Origin of the sequence: Rhizobium atlanticum, from assembly GCF_030182485.1 — a bacterium.
GTDB lineage: Bacteria > Pseudomonadota > Alphaproteobacteria > Rhizobiales > Rhizobiaceae > Rhizobium.
This window is the reverse complement of record NZ_JAQJCJ010000019.1, coordinates 117092-135124: the sequence shown is the minus strand read 5'-3', so window position 1 is coordinate 135124 and position 18033 is coordinate 117092. Positions and strand designations below refer to the sequence as shown.

The 18033-nt window shown below is 60.8% G+C and carries 20 protein-coding genes, 1 tRNA gene and 3 pseudogenes; 14 read left to right on the top strand and 10 right to left on the bottom strand.

The window, feature by feature from the left end; all coding sequences use genetic code 11:
* The first annotated feature begins 65 nt into the window (after positions 1–65).
* The 3 genes from PH551_RS25285 (at position 66) to hflX (ending at position 2686) form a co-directional block, all read left to right on the top strand.
* Positions 66–929 (top strand): D-amino-acid transaminase, encoded by an 864-nt coding sequence (locus PH551_RS25285; RefSeq protein ID WP_285195479.1) that lies wholly within the window; start codon positions 66–68, stop codon positions 927–929.
* A gap of 111 nt (positions 930–1040) precedes the next feature.
* Positions 1041–1283, top strand: a complete 243-nt coding sequence (gene hfq, locus PH551_RS25280) for an RNA chaperone Hfq (RefSeq protein WP_003539403.1) — start codon at positions 1041–1043, stop codon at positions 1281–1283.
* A 77-nt stretch (positions 1284–1360) separates the two neighbouring features.
* Complete coding sequence (hflX, locus tag PH551_RS25275; RefSeq protein WP_221113320.1) at positions 1361–2686, top strand: GTPase HflX; 1326 nt, start codon at positions 1361–1363, stop codon at positions 2684–2686.
* Between the two features lie 368 nt (positions 2687–3054).
* Here the strand turns inward: hflX and mazG are convergent.
* Both mazG and PH551_RS25265 read right to left on the bottom strand, forming a co-directional pair.
* Positions 3055–3888 (bottom strand): annotated as a pseudogene (gene mazG / locus PH551_RS25270) (nucleoside triphosphate pyrophosphohydrolase); the annotation flags it as partial.
* Between the two features lie 19 nt (positions 3889–3907).
* The gene (locus PH551_RS25265) at positions 3908–4495 is read right to left on the bottom strand and encodes a nucleoside deaminase (protein WP_285195478.1); all 588 of its coding nucleotides are present in this window, start codon (positions 4493–4495) and stop codon (positions 3908–3910) included.
* Between the two features lie 268 nt (positions 4496–4763).
* Between PH551_RS25265 and cysG the strand changes: the two genes are divergently transcribed.
* The 5 genes from cysG to PH551_RS25240 are packed head-to-tail and all read left to right on the top strand — an operon-like array spanning position 4764 to position 9968.
* A complete protein-coding gene (gene cysG, locus PH551_RS25260; protein ID WP_285195477.1) occupies positions 4764–6200 on the top strand; it encodes a siroheme synthase CysG in 1437 nt (478 codons plus the stop codon).
* Between the two features lie 2 nt (positions 6201–6202).
* Complete coding sequence (locus tag PH551_RS25255; RefSeq protein ID WP_221113323.1) at positions 6203–6517, top strand: DUF2849 domain-containing protein; 315 nt, start codon at positions 6203–6205, stop codon at positions 6515–6517.
* An 8-nt stretch (positions 6518–6525) separates the two neighbouring features.
* Positions 6526–8196 carry a nitrite/sulfite reductase gene (locus PH551_RS25250; RefSeq protein ID WP_285195476.1) on the top strand — a complete coding sequence of 557 codons (1671 nt, stop codon included), beginning with the start codon at positions 6526–6528 and terminating at the stop codon, positions 8194–8196.
* Positions 8197–8206: 10 nt separating this feature from the next.
* A complete protein-coding gene (locus PH551_RS25245) occupies positions 8207–8719 on the top strand; it encodes a DUF934 domain-containing protein (protein ID WP_085778081.1) in 513 nt (170 codons plus the stop codon).
* Between the two features lie 37 nt (positions 8720–8756).
* Entirely contained in the window at positions 8757–9968 is a 1212-nt protein-coding gene (locus tag PH551_RS25240) for a UbiH/UbiF family hydroxylase (RefSeq protein ID WP_285195475.1), read from the top strand.
* Here PH551_RS25240 and PH551_RS25235 read toward each other — a convergent pair.
* On the bottom strand, positions 9936–10898 hold the full coding sequence (locus PH551_RS25235) for an AEC family transporter (protein WP_285195474.1): 963 nt from the start codon (positions 10896–10898) through the stop codon (positions 9936–9938). The genes PH551_RS25240 and PH551_RS25235 overlap by 33 nt on opposite strands.
* Positions 10899–10943: 45 nt before the next feature.
* Positions 10944–11693: a cytochrome c biogenesis CcdA family protein gene (locus PH551_RS25230; RefSeq protein WP_285195473.1), complete on the bottom strand. Its 750-nt coding sequence runs from the start codon at positions 11691–11693 to the stop codon at positions 10944–10946.
* Positions 11694–11905: 212 nt separating this feature from the next.
* Between PH551_RS25230 and PH551_RS25225 the strand changes: the two genes are divergently transcribed.
* Positions 11906–11981: transfer RNA gene (locus tag PH551_RS25225), tRNA-Lys, on the top strand.
* Here PH551_RS25225 and PH551_RS25220 read toward each other — a convergent pair.
* Positions 11976–12149, bottom strand: coding sequence for a hypothetical protein (locus PH551_RS25220; RefSeq protein ID WP_285195472.1), 174 nt, complete (start codon positions 12147–12149; stop codon positions 11976–11978). The genes PH551_RS25225 and PH551_RS25220 overlap by 6 nt on opposite strands.
* A gap of 116 nt (positions 12150–12265) precedes the next feature.
* Between PH551_RS25220 and PH551_RS25215 the strand changes: the two genes are divergently transcribed.
* Positions 12266–12454, top strand: coding sequence for a hypothetical protein (locus PH551_RS25215; RefSeq protein WP_285195471.1), 189 nt, complete (start codon positions 12266–12268; stop codon positions 12452–12454).
* Positions 12455–12650: 196 nt separating this feature from the next.
* On the opposite strand, the gene PH551_RS25210 is transcribed toward PH551_RS25215, so the two are convergent.
* A complete protein-coding gene (locus tag PH551_RS25210) occupies positions 12651–12908 on the bottom strand; it encodes a DUF6894 family protein (RefSeq protein ID WP_183703136.1) in 258 nt (85 codons plus the stop codon).
* Positions 12909–13183: 275 nt separating this feature from the next.
* On the opposite strand from PH551_RS25210, the gene PH551_RS25205 reads away from it, so the two are divergent.
* On the top strand, positions 13184–13969 hold the full coding sequence (locus tag PH551_RS25205) for a Crp/Fnr family transcriptional regulator (protein WP_285195470.1): 786 nt from the start codon (positions 13184–13186) through the stop codon (positions 13967–13969).
* On the opposite strand, the gene PH551_RS25200 is transcribed toward PH551_RS25205, so the two are convergent.
* Positions 13950–14162: a hypothetical protein gene (locus tag PH551_RS25200; RefSeq protein WP_285195469.1), complete on the bottom strand. Its 213-nt coding sequence runs from the start codon at positions 14160–14162 to the stop codon at positions 13950–13952. The two genes, PH551_RS25205 and PH551_RS25200, sit on opposite strands and share 20 nt — an antisense overlap.
* A gap of 85 nt (positions 14163–14247) precedes the next feature.
* A pseudogene (locus tag PH551_RS25195) lies at positions 14248–14597 on the bottom strand (thermonuclease family protein).
* A 275-nt stretch (positions 14598–14872) separates the two neighbouring features.
* Between PH551_RS25195 and PH551_RS25190 the strand changes: the two are divergent.
* Both PH551_RS25190 and PH551_RS25185 read left to right on the top strand, forming a co-directional pair.
* Entirely contained in the window at positions 14873–15835 is a 963-nt protein-coding gene (locus PH551_RS25190; RefSeq protein WP_285195468.1) for a sterol desaturase family protein, read from the top strand.
* Between the two features lie 161 nt (positions 15836–15996).
* Positions 15997–16107: pseudogene (locus tag PH551_RS25185) on the top strand (non-homologous end-joining DNA ligase); the annotation flags it as partial.
* 39 nt (positions 16108–16146) lie between these two features.
* Here the strand turns inward: PH551_RS25185 and PH551_RS25180 are convergent.
* Complete coding sequence (locus tag PH551_RS25180; protein WP_285195467.1) at positions 16147–16755, bottom strand: L,D-transpeptidase; 609 nt, start codon at positions 16753–16755, stop codon at positions 16147–16149.
* Positions 16756–17041: 286 nt separating this feature from the next.
* On the bottom strand, positions 17042–17515 hold the full coding sequence (locus tag PH551_RS25175) for a nucleoside deaminase (protein WP_285195466.1): 474 nt from the start codon (positions 17513–17515) through the stop codon (positions 17042–17044).
* A gap of 194 nt (positions 17516–17709) precedes the next feature.
* Here PH551_RS25175 and PH551_RS25170 point away from each other — a divergent pair, with 194 nt between their 5' ends.
* The gene (locus PH551_RS25170) at positions 17710–17880 is read left to right on the top strand and encodes a hypothetical protein (RefSeq protein WP_285195465.1); all 171 of its coding nucleotides are present in this window, start codon (positions 17710–17712) and stop codon (positions 17878–17880) included.
* The last annotated feature ends 153 nt before the right edge of the window (positions 17881–18033 follow it).

Below are 18033 nucleotides of genomic sequence, written 5' to 3'. Positions count from 1 at the left end.
GATCTAGCAGGCGCGGCAGAGGCCGCGCCGTATCCCTCTATCGCTTGCCAGAAGATCAGTTTCCCATGCCGCGAATCGCTTATGTGAATGGCCGTTACGTCAAGCATTCCGATGCGAGCGTGCATATCGAGGACCGCGGCTATCAATTCGCCGACGGCGTCTATGAGGTCTGCGAGATCCGCCACGGCTATATCGTCGACCTTACCCGCCATCTGAACCGTCTCGACCGTTCGCTCGGGGAACTCAGCATCGCCTGGCCGATGGGCCGGGCCGCGCTGACGCAGGTTATTCGCGAGACGCTGCGCCGCAACCATGTCCGCAACGGGCTCTTCTACCTGCAGGTGACGCGCGGTGTCGCCCGCCGCGACCATGTCTTCCCGGCCGAGGGCACGCCGCCCTCGCTCGTCATCACCGCAAAGAGCACCGATCCGAAGATCATCGCCGCCAAGAATGCCAACGGCATCAAGGCGATCACTGTCACCGACAACCGCTGGGACCGCGTTGACATCAAATCCGTCGGCCTGCTGCCGAATGCCATGGCCCGCCAGCAGGCCAAGGAAGCCGGCGCTCAGGAGGCGATCTATGTCGACGGCGACGGCATGGTAAAAGAAGGGGCGGCGACCAATGTCTGGATGGTCGATTCGGATGGAACGCTGATAACTCGGCCGGCCGAACACGGCATCCTGCGGGGCATCACCCGCACCACTTTGATCGATGTCGCGGCCAAGCTCGGATTGCCGATCGTAGAGCGGAATTTCTCTGTTTCCGAAATGCTCGCGGCCCGCGAGGTCTTCCTCACTGCAGCCACAAGCATCTGTTTTCCGGTCGTTTCCGTCGATGGCCTGCCTATTGCCAACGGCCATCCGGGCAGTGTCTCGCAGAAAATCCGCGAAGCCTTTTTCGACGTTGCGGAAAAGATTGCGATTTGATACCAAGATTTGCTGGACTGGCGGAACGAGGGTGCTGCCGGTCTTGCATGGAGAGGTTGATTGATATTCTACCGGCCAACTCGGGTCGGCAATAAAGAAAGAAGCGGCGCGATGGCGGAACGTTCTCAGAATCTGCAGGACTTATTTCTCAATACTGTTCGCAAGCAAAAGATTTCCCTGACAATCTTTCTGATCAACGGCGTGAAACTCACCGGCGTTGTTACTTCCTTCGATAATTTCTGTGTTCTGCTTCGCCGTGACGGCCACTCGCAGCTCGTGTATAAACATGCGATCTCGACGATCATGCCCGGTCAGCCGATGCAGATGTTCGAGAGTGAAGAAGCCGCGTCCTAACAGGATCAGCCGTCATTTCGACACGCGATACCAAGAACGATTCGATCATCCCTGAGGCCGCCAAGCACAGGGACGATATGCGCGCGACCGTCGTCGTGCCGGTTCTGAAATCGCGCAACCGCGGCGGCCAGACCGAATCGGCCTCGACCCGCACCCCTGAAAGCCGGCTGGAAGAGGCGACGGGCCTTGCCCAAGCGATCGACCTCGACGTCGTCAACGGCTCGATCGTTCCGGTCAACGATCCGAGACCGGCGACGCTGCTCGGCACCGGCAAGATCGAGGAGATCAAGGCGCTGCTGGATGAGCGCGATTCCGGTCTCGTCATCGTCGATCATCCGCTGACGCCGGTACAGCAGCGCAATCTTGAAAAGGAATGGAACGCCAAGGTTATCGACCGCACGGGCCTGATCCTCGAAATCTTCGGGCGCCGCGCCTCCACCAAGGAAGGCACGCTGCAGGTCGATCTGGCCCATCTGAATTATCAGAAGGGCCGGCTGGTCCGCAGCTGGACCCACCTCGAACGCCAGCGCGGCGGTGGCGGTTTCATGGGTGGCCCCGGCGAAACCCAGATCGAAGCCGACCGGCGGCTGCTGCAAGACCGCATCATCAAGCTCGAACGCGAGCTGGAGCAGGTCGTGCGCACCCGCCAGCTGCACAGGGCGAAGCGACGCAAGGTGCCGCATCCGATCGTGGCGCTCGTCGGTTACACCAATGCCGGCAAATCGACTCTCTTCAACCGCATTACCGGCGCCGGCGTGCTGGCCGAAGACATGCTCTTTGCCACGCTCGACCCGACGCTGCGCCGCATGAAGCTGCCGCATGGCCGCACCGTCATTCTGTCCGACACGGTCGGTTTCATCTCGGACCTGCCGACCCATCTCGTCGCCGCCTTCCGTGCCACCCTGGAAGAGGTGCTGGAAGCCGACCTCATCCTGCACGTCCGCGACATGTCCGATCCCGACAATCAGGCGCAGAGCTCCGATGTGATGCGCATTCTCGGCGACCTCGGCATTGACGAGGCCGAAGCGGAGAAGCGGCTGATCGAGGTGTGGAACAAGATCGACCGGCTGGAGCCTGAGGTTCACGACGCCATGGTGCAGAGGGCGGCCGGCGCCAGTAACGTCATCGCAGTGTCGGCCGTCAGCGGCGAGGGCGTCGACACGCTGATGGAAGAGATCAGCCGTAGGCTCTCCGGCGTGATGACCGAAACCACGATCCGCCTTCCCGTCGACAAGCTGGCGCTGCTGCCCTGGCTCTACGACCACGCGATCGTCGACGGCCGCGAGGACAATGAGGACGGCTCGATCACGCTCGATCTGCGCCTGTCCGAAACCGAGGCCGCGGAGCTCGAGCGACGCATCGGCAACGGCCCGAAGCCTGCTAAAGAGGATTGGGAGCGGTAAGGCGGGCTTTTTCCCTTTTCCCCAGCGGGGGTCCGAAGGACGGGTCGAGACCCGCGGCTCGACCCCAGGCGGTGGCCCGAAGGGTCGGATGAGGGGGCCGCACAGCAGAGCATCCATTGCTGCCCTTCGCTTGCGCTCGGTGCCTCGCTCCTATCGTCGCTCGCCCCCTCATCTGCCTGCCGGCATCTTCTCCCCGCTGGGGAGAAGGGACTCGTGGCAATGCGTTGCTCCTCAGTCCGCCTCTAGTTTAGCGAGAAGCAACCTCAGTCTCCGTCATCCTCGGCCTTGAGCCGAGGATCCATGCCACTGGCGCTGGTGGATGCGGTGTAGATGCTCGGCTCAAGGCCGAGCATGACGGAGGGTGGGGCTGCCGTCACAGCCCGCTCGATCGCCTTGGCCGCCTGCCAGATTTCCTCCATCCGCTCCAGCGTCGCATCCTCCAGCGTCTCGCCTTCTGCTTTAAGAACATTCTCTATATGGCCGAAGCGACGACGGAATTTTGTGTTCGTACCGCGCAGCGCCTGTTCCGGGTCAGCCTTGACATGCCGGCCGATATTGACGACCGCGAAGATAAGGTCGCCGAGTTCGTCGCTAACCTTGGCGCGGTCGCCGTCGCGAAGTGCCGCCCTTAATTCTCCGATCTCTTCCTCGATCTTGTCGAGGATCGGCTCGGGGGCCGACCAGTCGAAGCCGACTTTGGCGGCGCGTTCCTGCAGCTTCAGCGCCTCGGTCAGAGCCGGAAAACTGCGCTGCACCGAGCCAAGGAAGCCACCCTTGAAATCCTCGGTGATGCCGCGCCTGGCCCGGCGCTCGGCGCGCTCGCGTTTTTCGGCCTGTTTGATTTCGTCCCATTGGATCTTCACTGCATCAGGTGTATCGGCGGCCGAGCGGGCAAAGACGTGCGGGTGGCGGCGGATCATTTTGGTGGTGATGGCGTTGACCACGTCGCCGAAGGAAAATTCGCCGGCTTCCTCGGCCATGCGCGCGTGGAAGACCACCTGCAGCAACAGGTCGCCGAGTTCGTCGCAAAGATCGTCCATATCGCCGCGCTCGATCGCGTCGGAGACCTCATAGGCTTCCTCGATCGTATAGGGCTTGATCGTTTCGAAGGTCTGCTCGATGTCCCAGGGGCAACCGGTCTCGGGATGGCGTAGCGCTGCCATGATATCGATCAGTCGCGAAATATTTTTCGAAGGTTCCATGTTGCCTCGGTTGGCGGCCTCAGTTCAGGGGAATGTCGTTGTCGCTCTTCGACGATTGATAGGTGGAAGACAGCGCGTCGTAGCGCGCCTTGATGCGGGCGGTCTGCGCCTTCAGCTCCGTTTTCCGAGAAACCTCCTCGGTCTCGACCAGATCGGCGATTGCAAAACTGTTCCAGAAGGCGTTCTGCCTGCGATAGCCGCCGGGTTCAAGCCCGAAGACCTCTTTCAGGATCTTCAGGTCGTGCGGAATGGCGAAGGCATCGCGCGAGTCCTCGTGGCTGAACAAATAGTAGAAATTGTCGAACCCCGCCCAAGTGATCGCCGACATGCACATGGTGCAGGGTTCGTGCGTCGACAGGAAGATCAGCTCCTTGGTCGCCGGCTTGTCGCCAAGCTCGTAGAAGCGCTTCAGCGTGTGCACCTCGCCATGCCAGAGCGGATTGTCGAGCTCGTTATTGGTCTCGGCGACGACGAACGACAGATCCGATTTGCGCAGGATCGCCGCGCCGAACACCTTGTTGCCCAAGGAGACGCCGCGTTCAGTCAGCGGCAGGATATCGTCCTCGATGACCGAAAGCAGGCGGGCGGCGATGGTCTTGTCAGCCATTGATGTCTCCGGTTTTTCTTTCAGTCTATCGTCTTGGCGGCACGAGCGAAATGCGGCAAACGCCGGTGGACGTTGTTTGTCACAGGCTTTACACTGCACCGCAACAAAGAGAGTGGGAACAGGTGGTTGTCGTCAGCACGGTTGACTTTTCTCAAATCGCCGATGAGGCGAGCAAAAGAATACGCGCTTGCCGGGGCTTTCGGATTTCTGTTCCTTCAATCGCTTGTCGATCACGGGCATATTCTGGCAACTTCGAAGTGGATTGGTAATGTCTCCCAAGACTGAGCAGCTTTCGGTATTTCCAGCCTTCTTTCGCGTGGAAGGCCAGAAGACGGCTGTCTTCGGCAATGGCGACGAGGCTTTCGCCAAGGTGCGGCTGCTCTTGAACACGAGGGCAAGGATCGTCGCCTATACCGACCGGCCGCAAGCCGATTATCATGCTTTGCTGATCGCCAATCGCATCGAGACGGTGCGCGCCGGCTTTTCCGCCGGCCAGGTCGAGGGTGCGGCCCTGGTCTTTGCCGCCACCGGCGATGAGGCCCAAGATCGCTGCATCGTCGACGCCGCGCGTGCCGCGAAGATCCCGGCCAATGCCGTCGATCAGCCCGATTACTGCGATTTCTTCACGCCGGCGCTCGTCAATCGCGCTCCGGTCGCCGTTGCGATCGGTACTGAAGGGGCAGGGCCGGTGCTGGCGCAGATGATCCGCGCCCAGATCGACCAGCTTCTCTCTCCTTCGCTCGGGCGCCTGGCCGCGCTGGCGACGAGCTATCGCAAATCGGTCGAACAGATCGTTCCGCGTGGCGTCTCCCGCCGGGTGTTCTGGCGCCGGTTCTTCTCCGGCCCTGTTGCCGACGCAGTCACCAACGGCAACCTGCCGCAGGCCCGCCACGCTGCCGACCGGCTGCTGGGTTCAGTGGACAAGGTCGCCGGCCATGTATGGCTTGTCGGCGCCGGTCCGGGGGCTGAAGATCTGCTGACGCTGCGCGCCCAGCGCGTGATGATGGAAGCCGATGTCATCGTCTACGATGCGCTCGTGCCGCAGACAATCGTCGATATGGGCCGCCGCGATGCCGAGCGGCTTTCCGTCGGGAAACGCAAGGGCTGCCATTCGAAGTCCCAGGAAGAGATCAACGAGCTTCTCGTCGAACTAGGCCGTCAGGGCAAGCGCGTCGTCCGCTTGAAATCGGGCGATCCGCTGGTCTATGGCCGGGCAGGGGAAGAAATGGCGGCGTTGCGCGCCGCCGGCGTCACCTATGAGGTCGTGCCCGGCATCACCTCGGCCTTCGCTGCTGCTGCCGATTTCGAGCTGCCGCTGACGCTCCGCGGCGTCGCCTCCTCGCTCGTCTTCACGACAGGCCATGATCTCACCGGCGACGTGCTGCCCGATTGGGCAAGCCTTGCCGTCTCGGGCGCGACGATCGCCGTTTACATGGGCCGCACGGTTGCCGCCTCGGTCGCCGAGCGGCTGATGCAGGCCGGCATTCCCACGGAGACCACGGTTGCCGTCATCGAGAATGCCAGCCGCACCGAGCGCCGGCTGCTGCACGGCACCCTTGCCGATCTGCCCGATCTGCAGCACCGCGACGAGCTGACTGGCCCTGTGATGGTCATTATCGGCGATGCGGTCGCCGGCGCCAATTTCGAACTGTCCGAGCCGCTGATGCGCGAGAACGCCCGGCTTGAGGAACTTGCAAGGAGCTGAATATGGGTGACAAGGTCCTGACCGCCAACCGGCTGACGGACGGCATTGCCGTCTGGCTGGATGCCAACGGCAAATGGTCGACCTCGCTGCAGGAGGCGCTTGTCGCCCGTCACAACGAAGCCGTCGAAGCATTGGAAGCGATTGGCAAAAAGTCCTATGCCGATAATGAGGTCGTTGACGTGGCCGTCATCGACGTTCAGGAAACCAATGGCATTCTGTGGCCGCTTCGCCTTCGCGAGCGCATCCGCGCGCAAGGGCCGACCATGGAATACGCACCGGGCTACGCTCCTGCCGATCCCGAATTCATTGCAGTCTGAGGAAGACGATGTACCGTTACGACGAATTTGATCATGCCTTTGTCAGCGAGCGCGTCGAGCAGTTCCGCGACCAGGTTCAGCGCCGCCTTTCCGGCGAGCTGGCCGAGGATGCGTTCAAGCCGCTGCGCCTGATGAACGGCGTCTACCTGCAGCTTCACGCCTACATGCTGCGCATCGCCATTCCCTACGGCACGCTGAGCGCGCGCCAGCTGCGCATGCTCGCCCATATCGCCCGCACCTATGACCGCGGCTATGGCCATTTCACCACGCGCCAGAACCTGCAGTTCAACTGGCCGAAGCTGTCTGACATTCCCGATGCGCTGGCCGATCTTGCCAGCGTCGAGATGCATGCGCTGCAGACCTCGGGCAACTGCATCCGGAACGTCACGGCCGACCACTTCGCCGGTGCCGCCGCCGACGAGGTCGCAGATCCCAGGCCCTATGCGGAAATCCTGCGCCAGTGGTCGTCCGTTCATCCGGAATTCTCCTTCCTGCCGCGCAAGTTCAAGATCGCCGTGACCGGCGCCGAGCGCGACCGCGCCGCCATTCAGGTCCATGATATCGGCCTGCACCTGAAGAAGAACGACAAGGGCGAGATCGGCTTTGCCGTCTATGTTGGCGGCGGCCAGGGCCGCACGCCGATGATCGCCAAGCTGATCCGCGACTTCCTGCCCGAGGAAGACCTGCTCTCCTACACCACGGCGATCGTGCGCGTGTACAATCTGCACGGAAGGCGCGACAACAAGTACAAGGCCCGCATCAAGATCCTCGTTCACGAAACCGGAACCGAGGAGCTGACGCGCCAGATTGAAGCCGAATTCGCCTCGCTGAAGGATACGGAGCTCAAGCTGCCGGAAAAGGATGTCGAGGCAATCGCCGCCTATTTCGCGCTGCCTGATCTGCCCGAGCGCGCCGAAGGCTGGGAAAACCTCGCCCGCTGGAAGAAGGCCGATCCGGCTTTCGCCCGCTGGGTCCAGCAGAACGTGCAGCCGCACAAGAACCCCGATTACGGCATGGTGACGATCTCGCTGAAGCCGATCGGCGGCATTCCGGGCGACGCCACTGACGCGCAGATGGATGCGATTGCCGATCTTGCCGAGGAATATGGCTTCGACGAGATCCGCGTCAGCCACGAGCAGAACCTGATCCTGCCGCATGTGGCGCTGGCCGATCTCGAAGCCGTCTATCGCGGCCTCGTCGCCATCAAACTGGCCGAAGCCAATGCCGGCCTGATCACTGATATCATTGCCTGTCCGGGGCTGGATTACTGCGCGCTCGCCAATGCGCGCTCCATTCCGGTGGCGCAGGAAATCTCCCGCCGTTTCGGCAGTCCCGAGCGCCAGGCAGAGATCGGCGAGCTGAAAATCAAGATCTCCGGCTGCATCAATGCCTGCGGCCATCACCATGTCGGCCATATCGGCCTGCTCGGTGTCGAGAAGAAGGGCGCAGAACTCTACCAGATCACGCTTGGCGGTTCGGGCGACGAACATACCTCGATCGGCGAAATCATCGGCCGCGGCTTCGAGCCGGACCGGGTGACGGATGCGATCGAGACGATCGTCGACACCTATCTCGGCCTGCGGCTTGATCCGTCCGAAACCTTCCTCGCCGCCTATCGCCGCGTCGGGCCGCAGCCTTTCAAGGATGCGCTCTACGGCTCGGCCGCCGAAGCGGCATAAGGAGGGGATGATGACGAAGATCTGGAGAGAAACCGGTTTTGTCGACAACGATCCTTGGGTGATCGAAACCGATGAGGTGAAGGCAACAGGCGAGCAGAAGCCGCTGCTCGGCCTCGACGAGCTGATCGCCAGGGCCGACGAGAGCAACGATGTCGGCCTCGGCGTGCTGATCAAGCCGGCAGACGACGTGCGCCGGCTCGAGCCCTACCTCGACCGCCTTGCAATCGTGGCGGTTGCCTTTCCCGCCTTCAACGACGGCCGCGCCTTCAGCCATGCCTCGCTGCTGCGCCAGCGTCTGGGTTACGGCAACGAGCTGCGCGCCGTCGGCGACGTGCTGATCGATCAGGTGCCGCTGATGCTGCGTGTTGGCATCGACAGCTTTGCCGTGACCAACGCCACGGCGCTGAAGCGGCTCGCCGAAAATCGTCTGCCCGCCATTCCCCATCATTATCAGCCGGCCGTGCGTGACGCCGAAGCCGGCAAGGGCTATAGTTGGCGCCGTCAGGCGAAGCCGGCCGCATAAGCGACGGGCCCGCCTCTTTACGATGGCGGAATATAGCATGAAGACATTCGAAATCGCGGTGATCGGTGGCGGGCTCGCCGGCATGATCGCCGCCATTGCGCTTGGCCGCGGCGGCCGCAGCGTGGCGCTGGTGGCTCCTGTTGCGACAAAGGAGGACCAGCGCACCACGGCGCTGATGGATCAGTCGATCCGCTTCCTCGATCGCCTGACGCTCTGGGAAAAACTGAGGTCGGCGGCAGCCCCGCTGACCAGCATGCGAATCATCGACGGCACCGACCGGCTGCTGCGCGCGCCAACCACCACCTTCCGCGCCGCCGAGGTCGGTCTTGACGCCTTCGGCTACAATTTCCCCAACAAGGTGCTGACCGATATCCTCGAAGCGGCCACGGCCGGCGAGGGCAATGTCACCCGCTTCACCGATATGGCCGAGTCGATCGACATCTCCGCCGAGCGAGTGTCGCTCACGCTTGCCGGCGGCGAGGTGCTGACGGCCGATTTTGCCGTTGGCGCCGACGGCCGCGGCTCGAAGCTGCGCGAGGCGGCAGGTATCGGCGTGCGCAACTGGTCCTACCCGCAATCGGCGATGGTGCTGAACTTCGCCCATTCGCTGCCGCACCAAAATATCTCCAGTGAATTCCACACCAAACACGGCCCTTTCACCCAGGTGCCGCTGCCGGGTAGCCGCTCCAGCCTTGTCTGGGTGCAGGATCCGGCCGACGCGGCCGCCCGCATGGAGTTGCCGCTGGCCGAACTGGGCTCTCTCGTCGAGACCCAGATGCAGTCCATGCTGGGCAAGGTGAGCGTTGAGGAAGGTGTGCAGGTCTGGCCGCTCTCTGGCATGATGGCTCATCGTTTCGGCAAAGGGCGCATCGCGCTGATCGGCGAGGCCGCCCATGTTTTCCCGCCGATCGGGGCGCAGGGGCTGAACCTCAGCCTGCGCGATATCATGGCGCTCACCGATATCCTCTGCGACCGGGCGGAATTGCCGCTGCCGGCCGATGCCGGCGAAAGCTTCGACCGCCGTCGCCGCGCCGACATCATGACGCGCACGGCGAGCGTCGATCTGCTCAACCGCTCGCTGCTCTCGGATTTCCTCCCCGTTCAGATGCTGCGCGCTGCCGGCCTGCATATTCTCTCGGCCATTCCGCCGCTGCGCAACCTCCTGATGCGCGAGGGCATCGAGCCCGGCCGGGGCTTCCGCGATATTCCCGATAGCTTAAAGGAAAAGCTGAAGCGGAAGAAGGCCTGAGCGGATCGCGATCAGCCAGAGCGAAACGCTGGCCACCGAAAGCGCTGTCGTGATCAGGATCGTCGCCGAGGCGCGTTCCTGCCAGACGCCATATTGCTGGCCGATGACGAAGACATTGGTCGCCGTCGGCAGGCAGGCGAGCAGCACGGCCGCCTGGATCCAGACCGGCTCGAAACCGCCGACAGCGGTCAGCGCGACAAAAACCGCGATCGGGTGCAGGATCAGCTTCGCCGGCACGATATAGGAAATTTCTGCCGGAATCCGCTTCAGCGGCCTCAGAGCCAACGTCACGCCCATGGCGAAGAGGGCGCAGGGTGCGGCAGCCTGGGCGAGATAGTCGACAAGCCGCTGGAACGCCAGCGGTTGATCGATGTGGAAGGCGGCGACAGCAAAGCCTGCCGCCGTCGACAGGATGAAGGGATGCAGCGCCACCTTGCGGGCAATGTCGGCGGCAAGCCGGCCAGCCGAACGCTTGTCGTCGCCTGCTGCCGCCATCAGTGCCGGCGCCACGATGAAATGCAGCGCGTTCTCGAAGCAGATGATCAGCGCCACCGGCACTGCAGCGGTTTCGCCGAGCGCCAGCAGCGCCAGCCCCGGCCCCATATAACCGATATTGCCATAGGCGCCGGCAAAGGACTGGATGGTGCATTCATCAAGCGGATTGCCACGCACGAAACGGCCGATAACAAAGAGCAGGATGAAGACCGCATAGGTCGCGGCGATATCGGTGACGATGAAATCGATCCGCGTCAATTCTTCGATCGGCGTGCGCGAGACGAGCTTGAAGAACAAAGCGGGCAGGGCGGCATAAATGATGAAGGTGTTCAGCCAGCCGAGCGCCTCGGCCGGCTGCTTCGTCGCCTTGGCGGCGGCATAACCGATCAGGATCAGGCCGAAGAACGGCAGCAGCAGGCTGATGATGTCGGCCAAGGAAAAGTCCGGTTGCGCGGGATGGTTGGCGGGGAAGAATCTCTTCTAGCCGATTTGCATCAGGATCGGAAAGGTCTGCTGGAACCAGATCGCCACATCGCTGACCCAGCCGAGCAGGAAGGCGAGGCCGGTGAGGATGAGGAAGACGCCCATCACCTTTTCCACCGTGCTGAGATGGCGGCGGAAGCGTGACAGGAAGCGCATGAAGGCGCCGGAAAAGCCGGCGGCGATCCAGAAGGGGATGGCAAGACCGAGCGAATAGATGGCAAGCAGCCCGGCGCCGGAGCCAACCGTCTCGCGCGAGGCGGCGACGCCGAGGATGGCGCCGAGCACCGGACCGATGCAGGGCGTCCAGCCGAAGGCGAAGGCGAGGCCCATGACATAGGCGCCGGTCAGCGTGGCCGGCTTGCCGCCGCCCTGGAAGCGCGCCTCGCGGGCAAGCAGGCCGATTCGGAAGAGGCCGAGGAAATTCAGCCCCATGACGATGATAACAAGCCCGCCGATCTTGGAGAGCAGGTCGAGATGCTGGCGAAGCGCCATGCCGATGCTCGACGCACCGGCACCGAGCGCCACGAAGACGGTGGCAAAGCCGAGCGTGAAGAGCAGCGCCGAAAACAGCACGCCGCGCCTGATATCAGGCGAGACCGCCACCGCGCCGCCGCCGCGGAACTGCTCGACCGATATGCCGGCCATATAGCAGAGATAGGGAGGGACGAGGGGAAGCACGCAGGGCGAAAGAAAGGAAAGCGCCCCTGCCAACAACGCGCTCCACAGGGAAATATCGGCAATCGACACGCATTCTCTCCGGCTGCAATATGCGTCCCGTTCCTAGCGTCGCAGGCGCGGGATTGCCAATCACCTTTTTGCGCCTGCGGAGAAATCCGGCTTTGCGCGCCAGAGAAATGTGTCTTAGCTTTGCAAAAGCCGAATTTTTCGGTTGACCGCAATGGGTCACCTGCCTATGTTCCGCCCACTTCCAACCGGGGTGCCTCACACCCGCGGAGAGGGAGAGCGTAGCTCAGCCGGTAGAGCAACTGACTTTTAATCAGTAGGTCTCGGGTTCGAACCCCGACGCTCTCACCAAAAAACTCTAAGAAAAATGAGCGGATAGCTACGGCGGCCGGAAAAACTGTCGGTCCAAAGGTCGAAGGCGTCGTTACAAACTGGGACGCTGCGACCGCCGCCGAAATCGGTTTCAATGACGCCCGCATACTCCGCCTTGCCGCCCACGGGGCCGTCAGCGCGTTTCATCGGCAAGGCCGGGAATATGCTCCGTGCCGAACTTCGCGCGTGTGGGGCCGCCCGGTAGGTTCCGCGCTGCTGCACCTTCAGTTGAAACGATCTTCGGTCCCGCGAAGTTTATTTGCATGACCAAAGAGGAATTCTGCGAACGGTTCTTTCAACGCGTAAGGTTCCACTGCCGCTCGGGCCGCAGGCCGTTCGGGCTGGACCCCAAGACCTACTGCGACAAGATCGCTCCAATCTACTGGCGCGAGTTGGGGAATGAATTGAGCCCGGAGGAATGCGCCGATCAGGACGTTGCCTATTGGCCCTGACCAGCCGCTCAAATATGAAACGGGAGCTTCCTCGGCCGCCGATCGACTTAGATCGAGGCCGCCGCCAAGCGCCGCCTCGCAGATGAATCTGACGCGGCCCAGGAGCGGGCGAGATAGCAACGGACGGACGGTGCAAAACCGTTCCAGACGCAATCGGTATTCCCTTGAAGATCAACTGATAATTGGGATAGCGGCGCTATCGATCTCTGTTTCGATGCGCGATCTGGGGTATCGCCGCATCGATATGAACTTCGGCAGCCAGTTGACCATGGGCGTCCCGAATCTCGATCGCCTGCGGGAGTTCTTTCTGATTGGATAGGATGGCCCTGCCAACGAGCTCTCTGAGAGCTTCACCGGCCTCTTCTCTTGCTGCTTCCAAGTCCAGGAATGTCTCACCGTCTGGATCAGTCACGACGTGATCAGCGTGTTTGATATGAAAATAGTAGGTCGACAACGGCCTGCACTCCCCATCTCCAGGCGCTCCCGCGTCTGGCAATCACCTGCAGGTTGGCGACTGAGAACGAGGCATTTTCCAGGCCAGGCTTACACAGGTGGCATTCCCTGCATTTTGTCGCCAAACCAAGTTTTCACATGCAGGTTCCGCTGGGTGGAGCATATTAGCAATTGGGATTACAACCGTATCGATTTCCTCGCTCGTGCGTTTAAGAGGGCGAACGGGACTGAATCGGCAAAGGACGTATGCCAACGCAGTCACACGGAGGCGACGCTGTGACAAAAATCGCGCAAAAAGATACCAGGAACAAGTTGCTGCGAAGACTTCCAGAGGAGGCTTTTGATCTTATCGCATCAGACCTGAAGCGTGTTGATCTTCCAGTCCGCCGGTCGTTAGTTGAACCTAATCAACCCATTGAGCACGTTTGTTTTATCGAGAGCGGTCTGGCGTCAATGGTGGCCGTGGCTTCGAACGGAATAGGCATCGAGGTGGGTCAGATTGGATACGAGGGGATGAGCGGATATCCGGTGGTGCTCGGCGTCGATCGGATGCCAAACCGCGCTTTCATGCAGATTTCAGGGGTCGGGCTGGAACTGCCCACCAGCCGCTTCCTGCCGCTTTTGCGCGACGAAGCAACTCGTCTAATGTTTCTCCGCTATGTCCACACGCGGGAGCTGCAACTGGCTTACTCGGCATTGGCGGCGGGCCGATACAACATGCACCAGCGTCTCGCGAGATGGCTGCTTATGTGCCATGACCGTCTTCTCGTGGACGATATGCCTGTTACTCACGAGTTTTTGGCGTTGATGCTTGGCGTGAGGCGATCTGGGGTCACCGACCATCTGCATATCCTGGAGGGCATGCGCGCCATCAAGTCGACGCGAGGGAACGTCAAGATTTTGGACCGCCAGATTCTCCTCGATGTTGCCGATGGTTGTTACGGCGCTCCGGAAGCCGAGTACGAACGGCTTCTTGGGTATCCGTCGTCAGACGATCAAAGACCGGCAAGATTGAAGGGGGCGTGGGGTCGGTGGTCCGGTTCTACGATCGAACATCGATAAGTAGGCTCAACAAACTGTCCTCATCCTTCACGCCGTGCTGATAGGACTGAATGATCCGAGAGGCTAGGTCCTGGCGCTGCGGGTCCGAGGTGATCTTCTTCACCAATACGACGTGATCGAAGACCCGCTGGCAAAGGGCCAGTTCGGCGTGATTCAGCACGTTCTGCGCCTGTGCTATTGGCAATGGGATCATGACAGCCTCATTTCCCTGGCAAGCGAAGGGTAGGGCTGAAGCGCGCCTGATCAAGCAGGATCGCAAACACGAAGTATTTCGTGGATTAATCACACCAATCGTTTCGTTGAGCGGGCTCCATGTCCGGGCGAATCCGTCCCGGAGCATCTTGGCTCCGATCTCTTGACGAGCGGTCGGTGCGATGGCGTCCGGTCCACCGCGCCGCTGAAGACGACGCGCAATCCCTTTTTAGCCAAAAGTTCTTTCAGCCTTCCGTTGGCAATCAACGCCAGCTTCCGTTCCTTGAGACACTTTGCGTGGCTCCCGATCTCCGGCGTGTCGATGCCGCTGATGAATGGAACGCCTTCCCCGAGCAATCGCATGTTTGCCCATCGCGCTTGGCGTGTCGCCGTCGATGGCCGTCAGCGTGGCGCAGGCGATGAGTTCAGCGAGGATCCAGCGTGACCCGACACAGCATCAACTTACCCTCCATCCCTATGCTAACGCGCACCGTACATAGCCTTTTGTTCCCGTCGTGATAGTTCTTTATTATGAGCCTTTCGGCCAGTTGAAATTTTTTCTCAGTGCTCCTCTACCCTCCTGCATGCCTCCCGGGACTGCACTTCGACCACTGGTATACATAAAAAGGACGCCCCGATCGTCCTTTGAGCAATCTGCCAAAAGCGTATCGTCAGGACTAAGCTGTACGGGTTCGTGTTTGGAGCAGTGCCATGGTGCTGGTCGAATACTGCCTGCACAAGCTTGGAAGCTTTTTTTACAATACTTATTATCTGAATGGTAAGGCAATGGCGCTCAGTTTCGCCATTTCCATTGGCCTGGTTCTGACGGTTTTCGCGGTGGAACTCACCTATGTGGGGTTCGGCAATTCCGGGTTCCGTCGGGTTTTCTTCGAACGCAGCAAATCCACAATCACCGACATCGTCTATTTCGTCCTTCAGGCGACGGGAATGATTACGCTATTCGCGGCGCTCGCATCTTTTGGTCTGTCCTATGCCATCACCCGCGCGGCTCAGGATGCCCCCCACCTGGACCTTGGCCGGAGGTTGCCAGGCTGGGCACATGTCCTGTTGTTCCTGGTGCTGACAGACTTCTTGAGCTACTGGCAGCATAGGTTGATGCACCGGCTGCCCGTGCTATGGCGGCTGCACGAATTTCACCACGCAGCCGAAGAGTTCAACGGGCTGACTTCGTCGCGGGAGCATCCGCTGGAGAAGGCCATAAACATGGCCATTATGGTCGTTCCGGCGCTGCTTATTGGCCTGCCAACGGCCGAGTTCGCCGTCGTGACCATCACCTTTAACGCCATTGGTCTGGTCAAGCACAGTACCATTCCCTGGCATGGCTGGTTTGGCAAATACGTGATCCAGTCACCACGCGACCACTTCATCCATCACTCCCGAGTGCGGGAACATCACGACAAGAATTTCGCCAATTATTTCCCGATCTGGGATCATTTGTTCGGCACCTATTACAAGGGCGATGCAGACGGCGCAAAGCTCGGTCTGGACCGCGACTACTTCAACCAAACCGATCCGTTCCGCGAAACCATCGCCACAGAAATCCGTTTCGTCCAACGCGCGTGGCAAGCTGCCAAGGCCAGGTGCGGCATAAGCCCCGTAAGCGGAAAACCTGTCTCGCCGCAGGGGCTGTCGGGCTCGGAACAGCGCCGGTAGCGAAGCTGGCATCGCTCTGTTGTGATAAGCGGCAGCTTTCTGCAATCCACGAACTAACTCCGATTGACAGAAATGGGTCGATTCCAGCCGCCGCTTCCGCTCCAACAAAGCCGGGTTAATGCGTTGATGCGGAGCCGATCGCAAAGCCGTTTGGAAAGGGCGAGGGTATGGTACCCGCCGGCGGTGAAGAGGCGATCCGTTTATCCGAGGAGATCGAGGCGGATGGCGAAACGCTTCTGCGCATCGCCTGCGAGCATGAACTTGAGTGCATCGGCTAGGTTCCAGTACGGTGTTGGATAGAGGGCATCCGATCACCGCTGGACGATGACGCGGGTCCCCGGCTGGATCATGTCGTAAAGCTCCTCGACATCCTCGCGGTACATCCGAAAGCATCCGCTTGATGCGTTGGTGCCGATGGAGGAGGGATCGTTGGTGCCATGGATGCGCAGCAGTCCGTCGGCAAGGTAGATCGCCCGCGTTCCAAGCGGGTTTGCGGGCCCGGGCTTCACTACTGCCGGCAGCCTTGGGTTCTTCTGGCGCATGCTGGCCGTTGGCCGCCATTCGGGATGCAGTCGTTTCGACACGACCCGCGTTATCCCATACCATTGTTTGCCTTCGCGGCCGACGGCGATAGGGTAGGCAAACTGCTCACCCGCTGACGTCGTGTAGATAAGGGTGTGCTCACGGGTGGCGATGACGATGGTTCCTCCAACGCGCGTCGATCGCTCTCGACGTTCTGGAAAGGGTTCCCGATAGCCAGGTTCTGGCTCGTAGTATGGAGGAGGGGGATAGCGGCTGTAAGGGTCATCATAGCCATAGCCGTCGTATTCATCGTATCCATCATACGGCGCGTAAACTTGGGCTTGGGCATGCACCGCCATCAGCAACAGGGCCGCAGCAAGGAGAACCAGCAATCTCATTCTTCGCATCCGCTTGTTATACGATCATGATTGGATTGATTTCTATGGCGGCACTACGGCGAGGGGATCTCGATTGGACGTGTCGCTCGTTCTCCGCTGAGTTCACCATCGAGCCCATAAACGGCCCAAAAGGAGGCTGCCATAGATTATTTGTTTTGCTGAGCGAGCAAGCTCAAGGGCTGGCGGCGCATCGCTAGGAGCTATGTCAGAGCCGCCGCCCCCCTCTCTTCTCGGCCATGCGACGCAGCCGCAATCATCCTATGGCTCTGCTCAATGAACCCTGAGCCTAAAGCTTGCCCAGATGTTTCGGCCAGAATTCCTGGTGGACTTCAGCGGCTTCGTCTTCGAGGTTCGTCGGGCCAACCACCGTGACGGAACGCGCTCCGCTCTGCAACACCGCCCGGCTGGGTACATTCAACCCGATCCCGGCAATCTCGCCGAGCCGTGTTTCCGAGCACGCAAACACCATGCGGCCGATGCCCGACCAGTAGATCGCCCCGGAGCACATCGCACAGGGCTCAGTGCTGGTATAGAGCGTGCAGTCGGCGAGAAAAGCAGGGTCGTGGTGCCGCGCCGCCAGTTTAACCAGATTCATCTCGGCGTGGTTTGTCATATCGTGGCCGGTGAAGACACTGTTTTCGGCGCGCAGGATGACTTCGCCGTCCTTTACAAGGACGGAGCCAAACGGTTCGTCGCCGTTTGCCATCGCGGATTTCGAGAGCGCAATCGCTTCTCGCAGAAACGGCTCGTGATTATCCATGAGAACCCCCAAGGTTAGCGCGGGATGATCTTCCCTCGGATCGGAAGGATTTCCAAGCGCTGCAAATCAGAATCGAGATTGGTGATCTGCATCGCCTTCCGTGCAAATGCAGACGGGCCGCCCCAGACTTTGATTCTCGGAACCAAAAGCACCCGCATCGACTTTGACCCTGATCTATCTTGGAGGTCACCCTGATGGACAGAACACCGAAAACGGCCATCCGCGGAATGATGTCGTATGTGCTTGTTCTTCTTGTCCTCGGCATCCTGGCGGGCGCCGTTTATACGCTCTATGGTCATCCCGCCGATCCGTCCGAGCGACCGGCGACTGAGACCATTCCGCAAAAGGCGACAGCTCCGAAGTGAGAGGCGTCACGACAGCTTTTTGATCGGTCGTCCTCCGGAACGAATGGTGAAAGAAGGGCGCTCTGTCGGATCCGGCGCCTACCCGGTCCGGTCGTGTTTCAACGCCCGCGCTGCACCGCGAAACAGCGCGCAAGCGGCAACCAACAGGGCTTT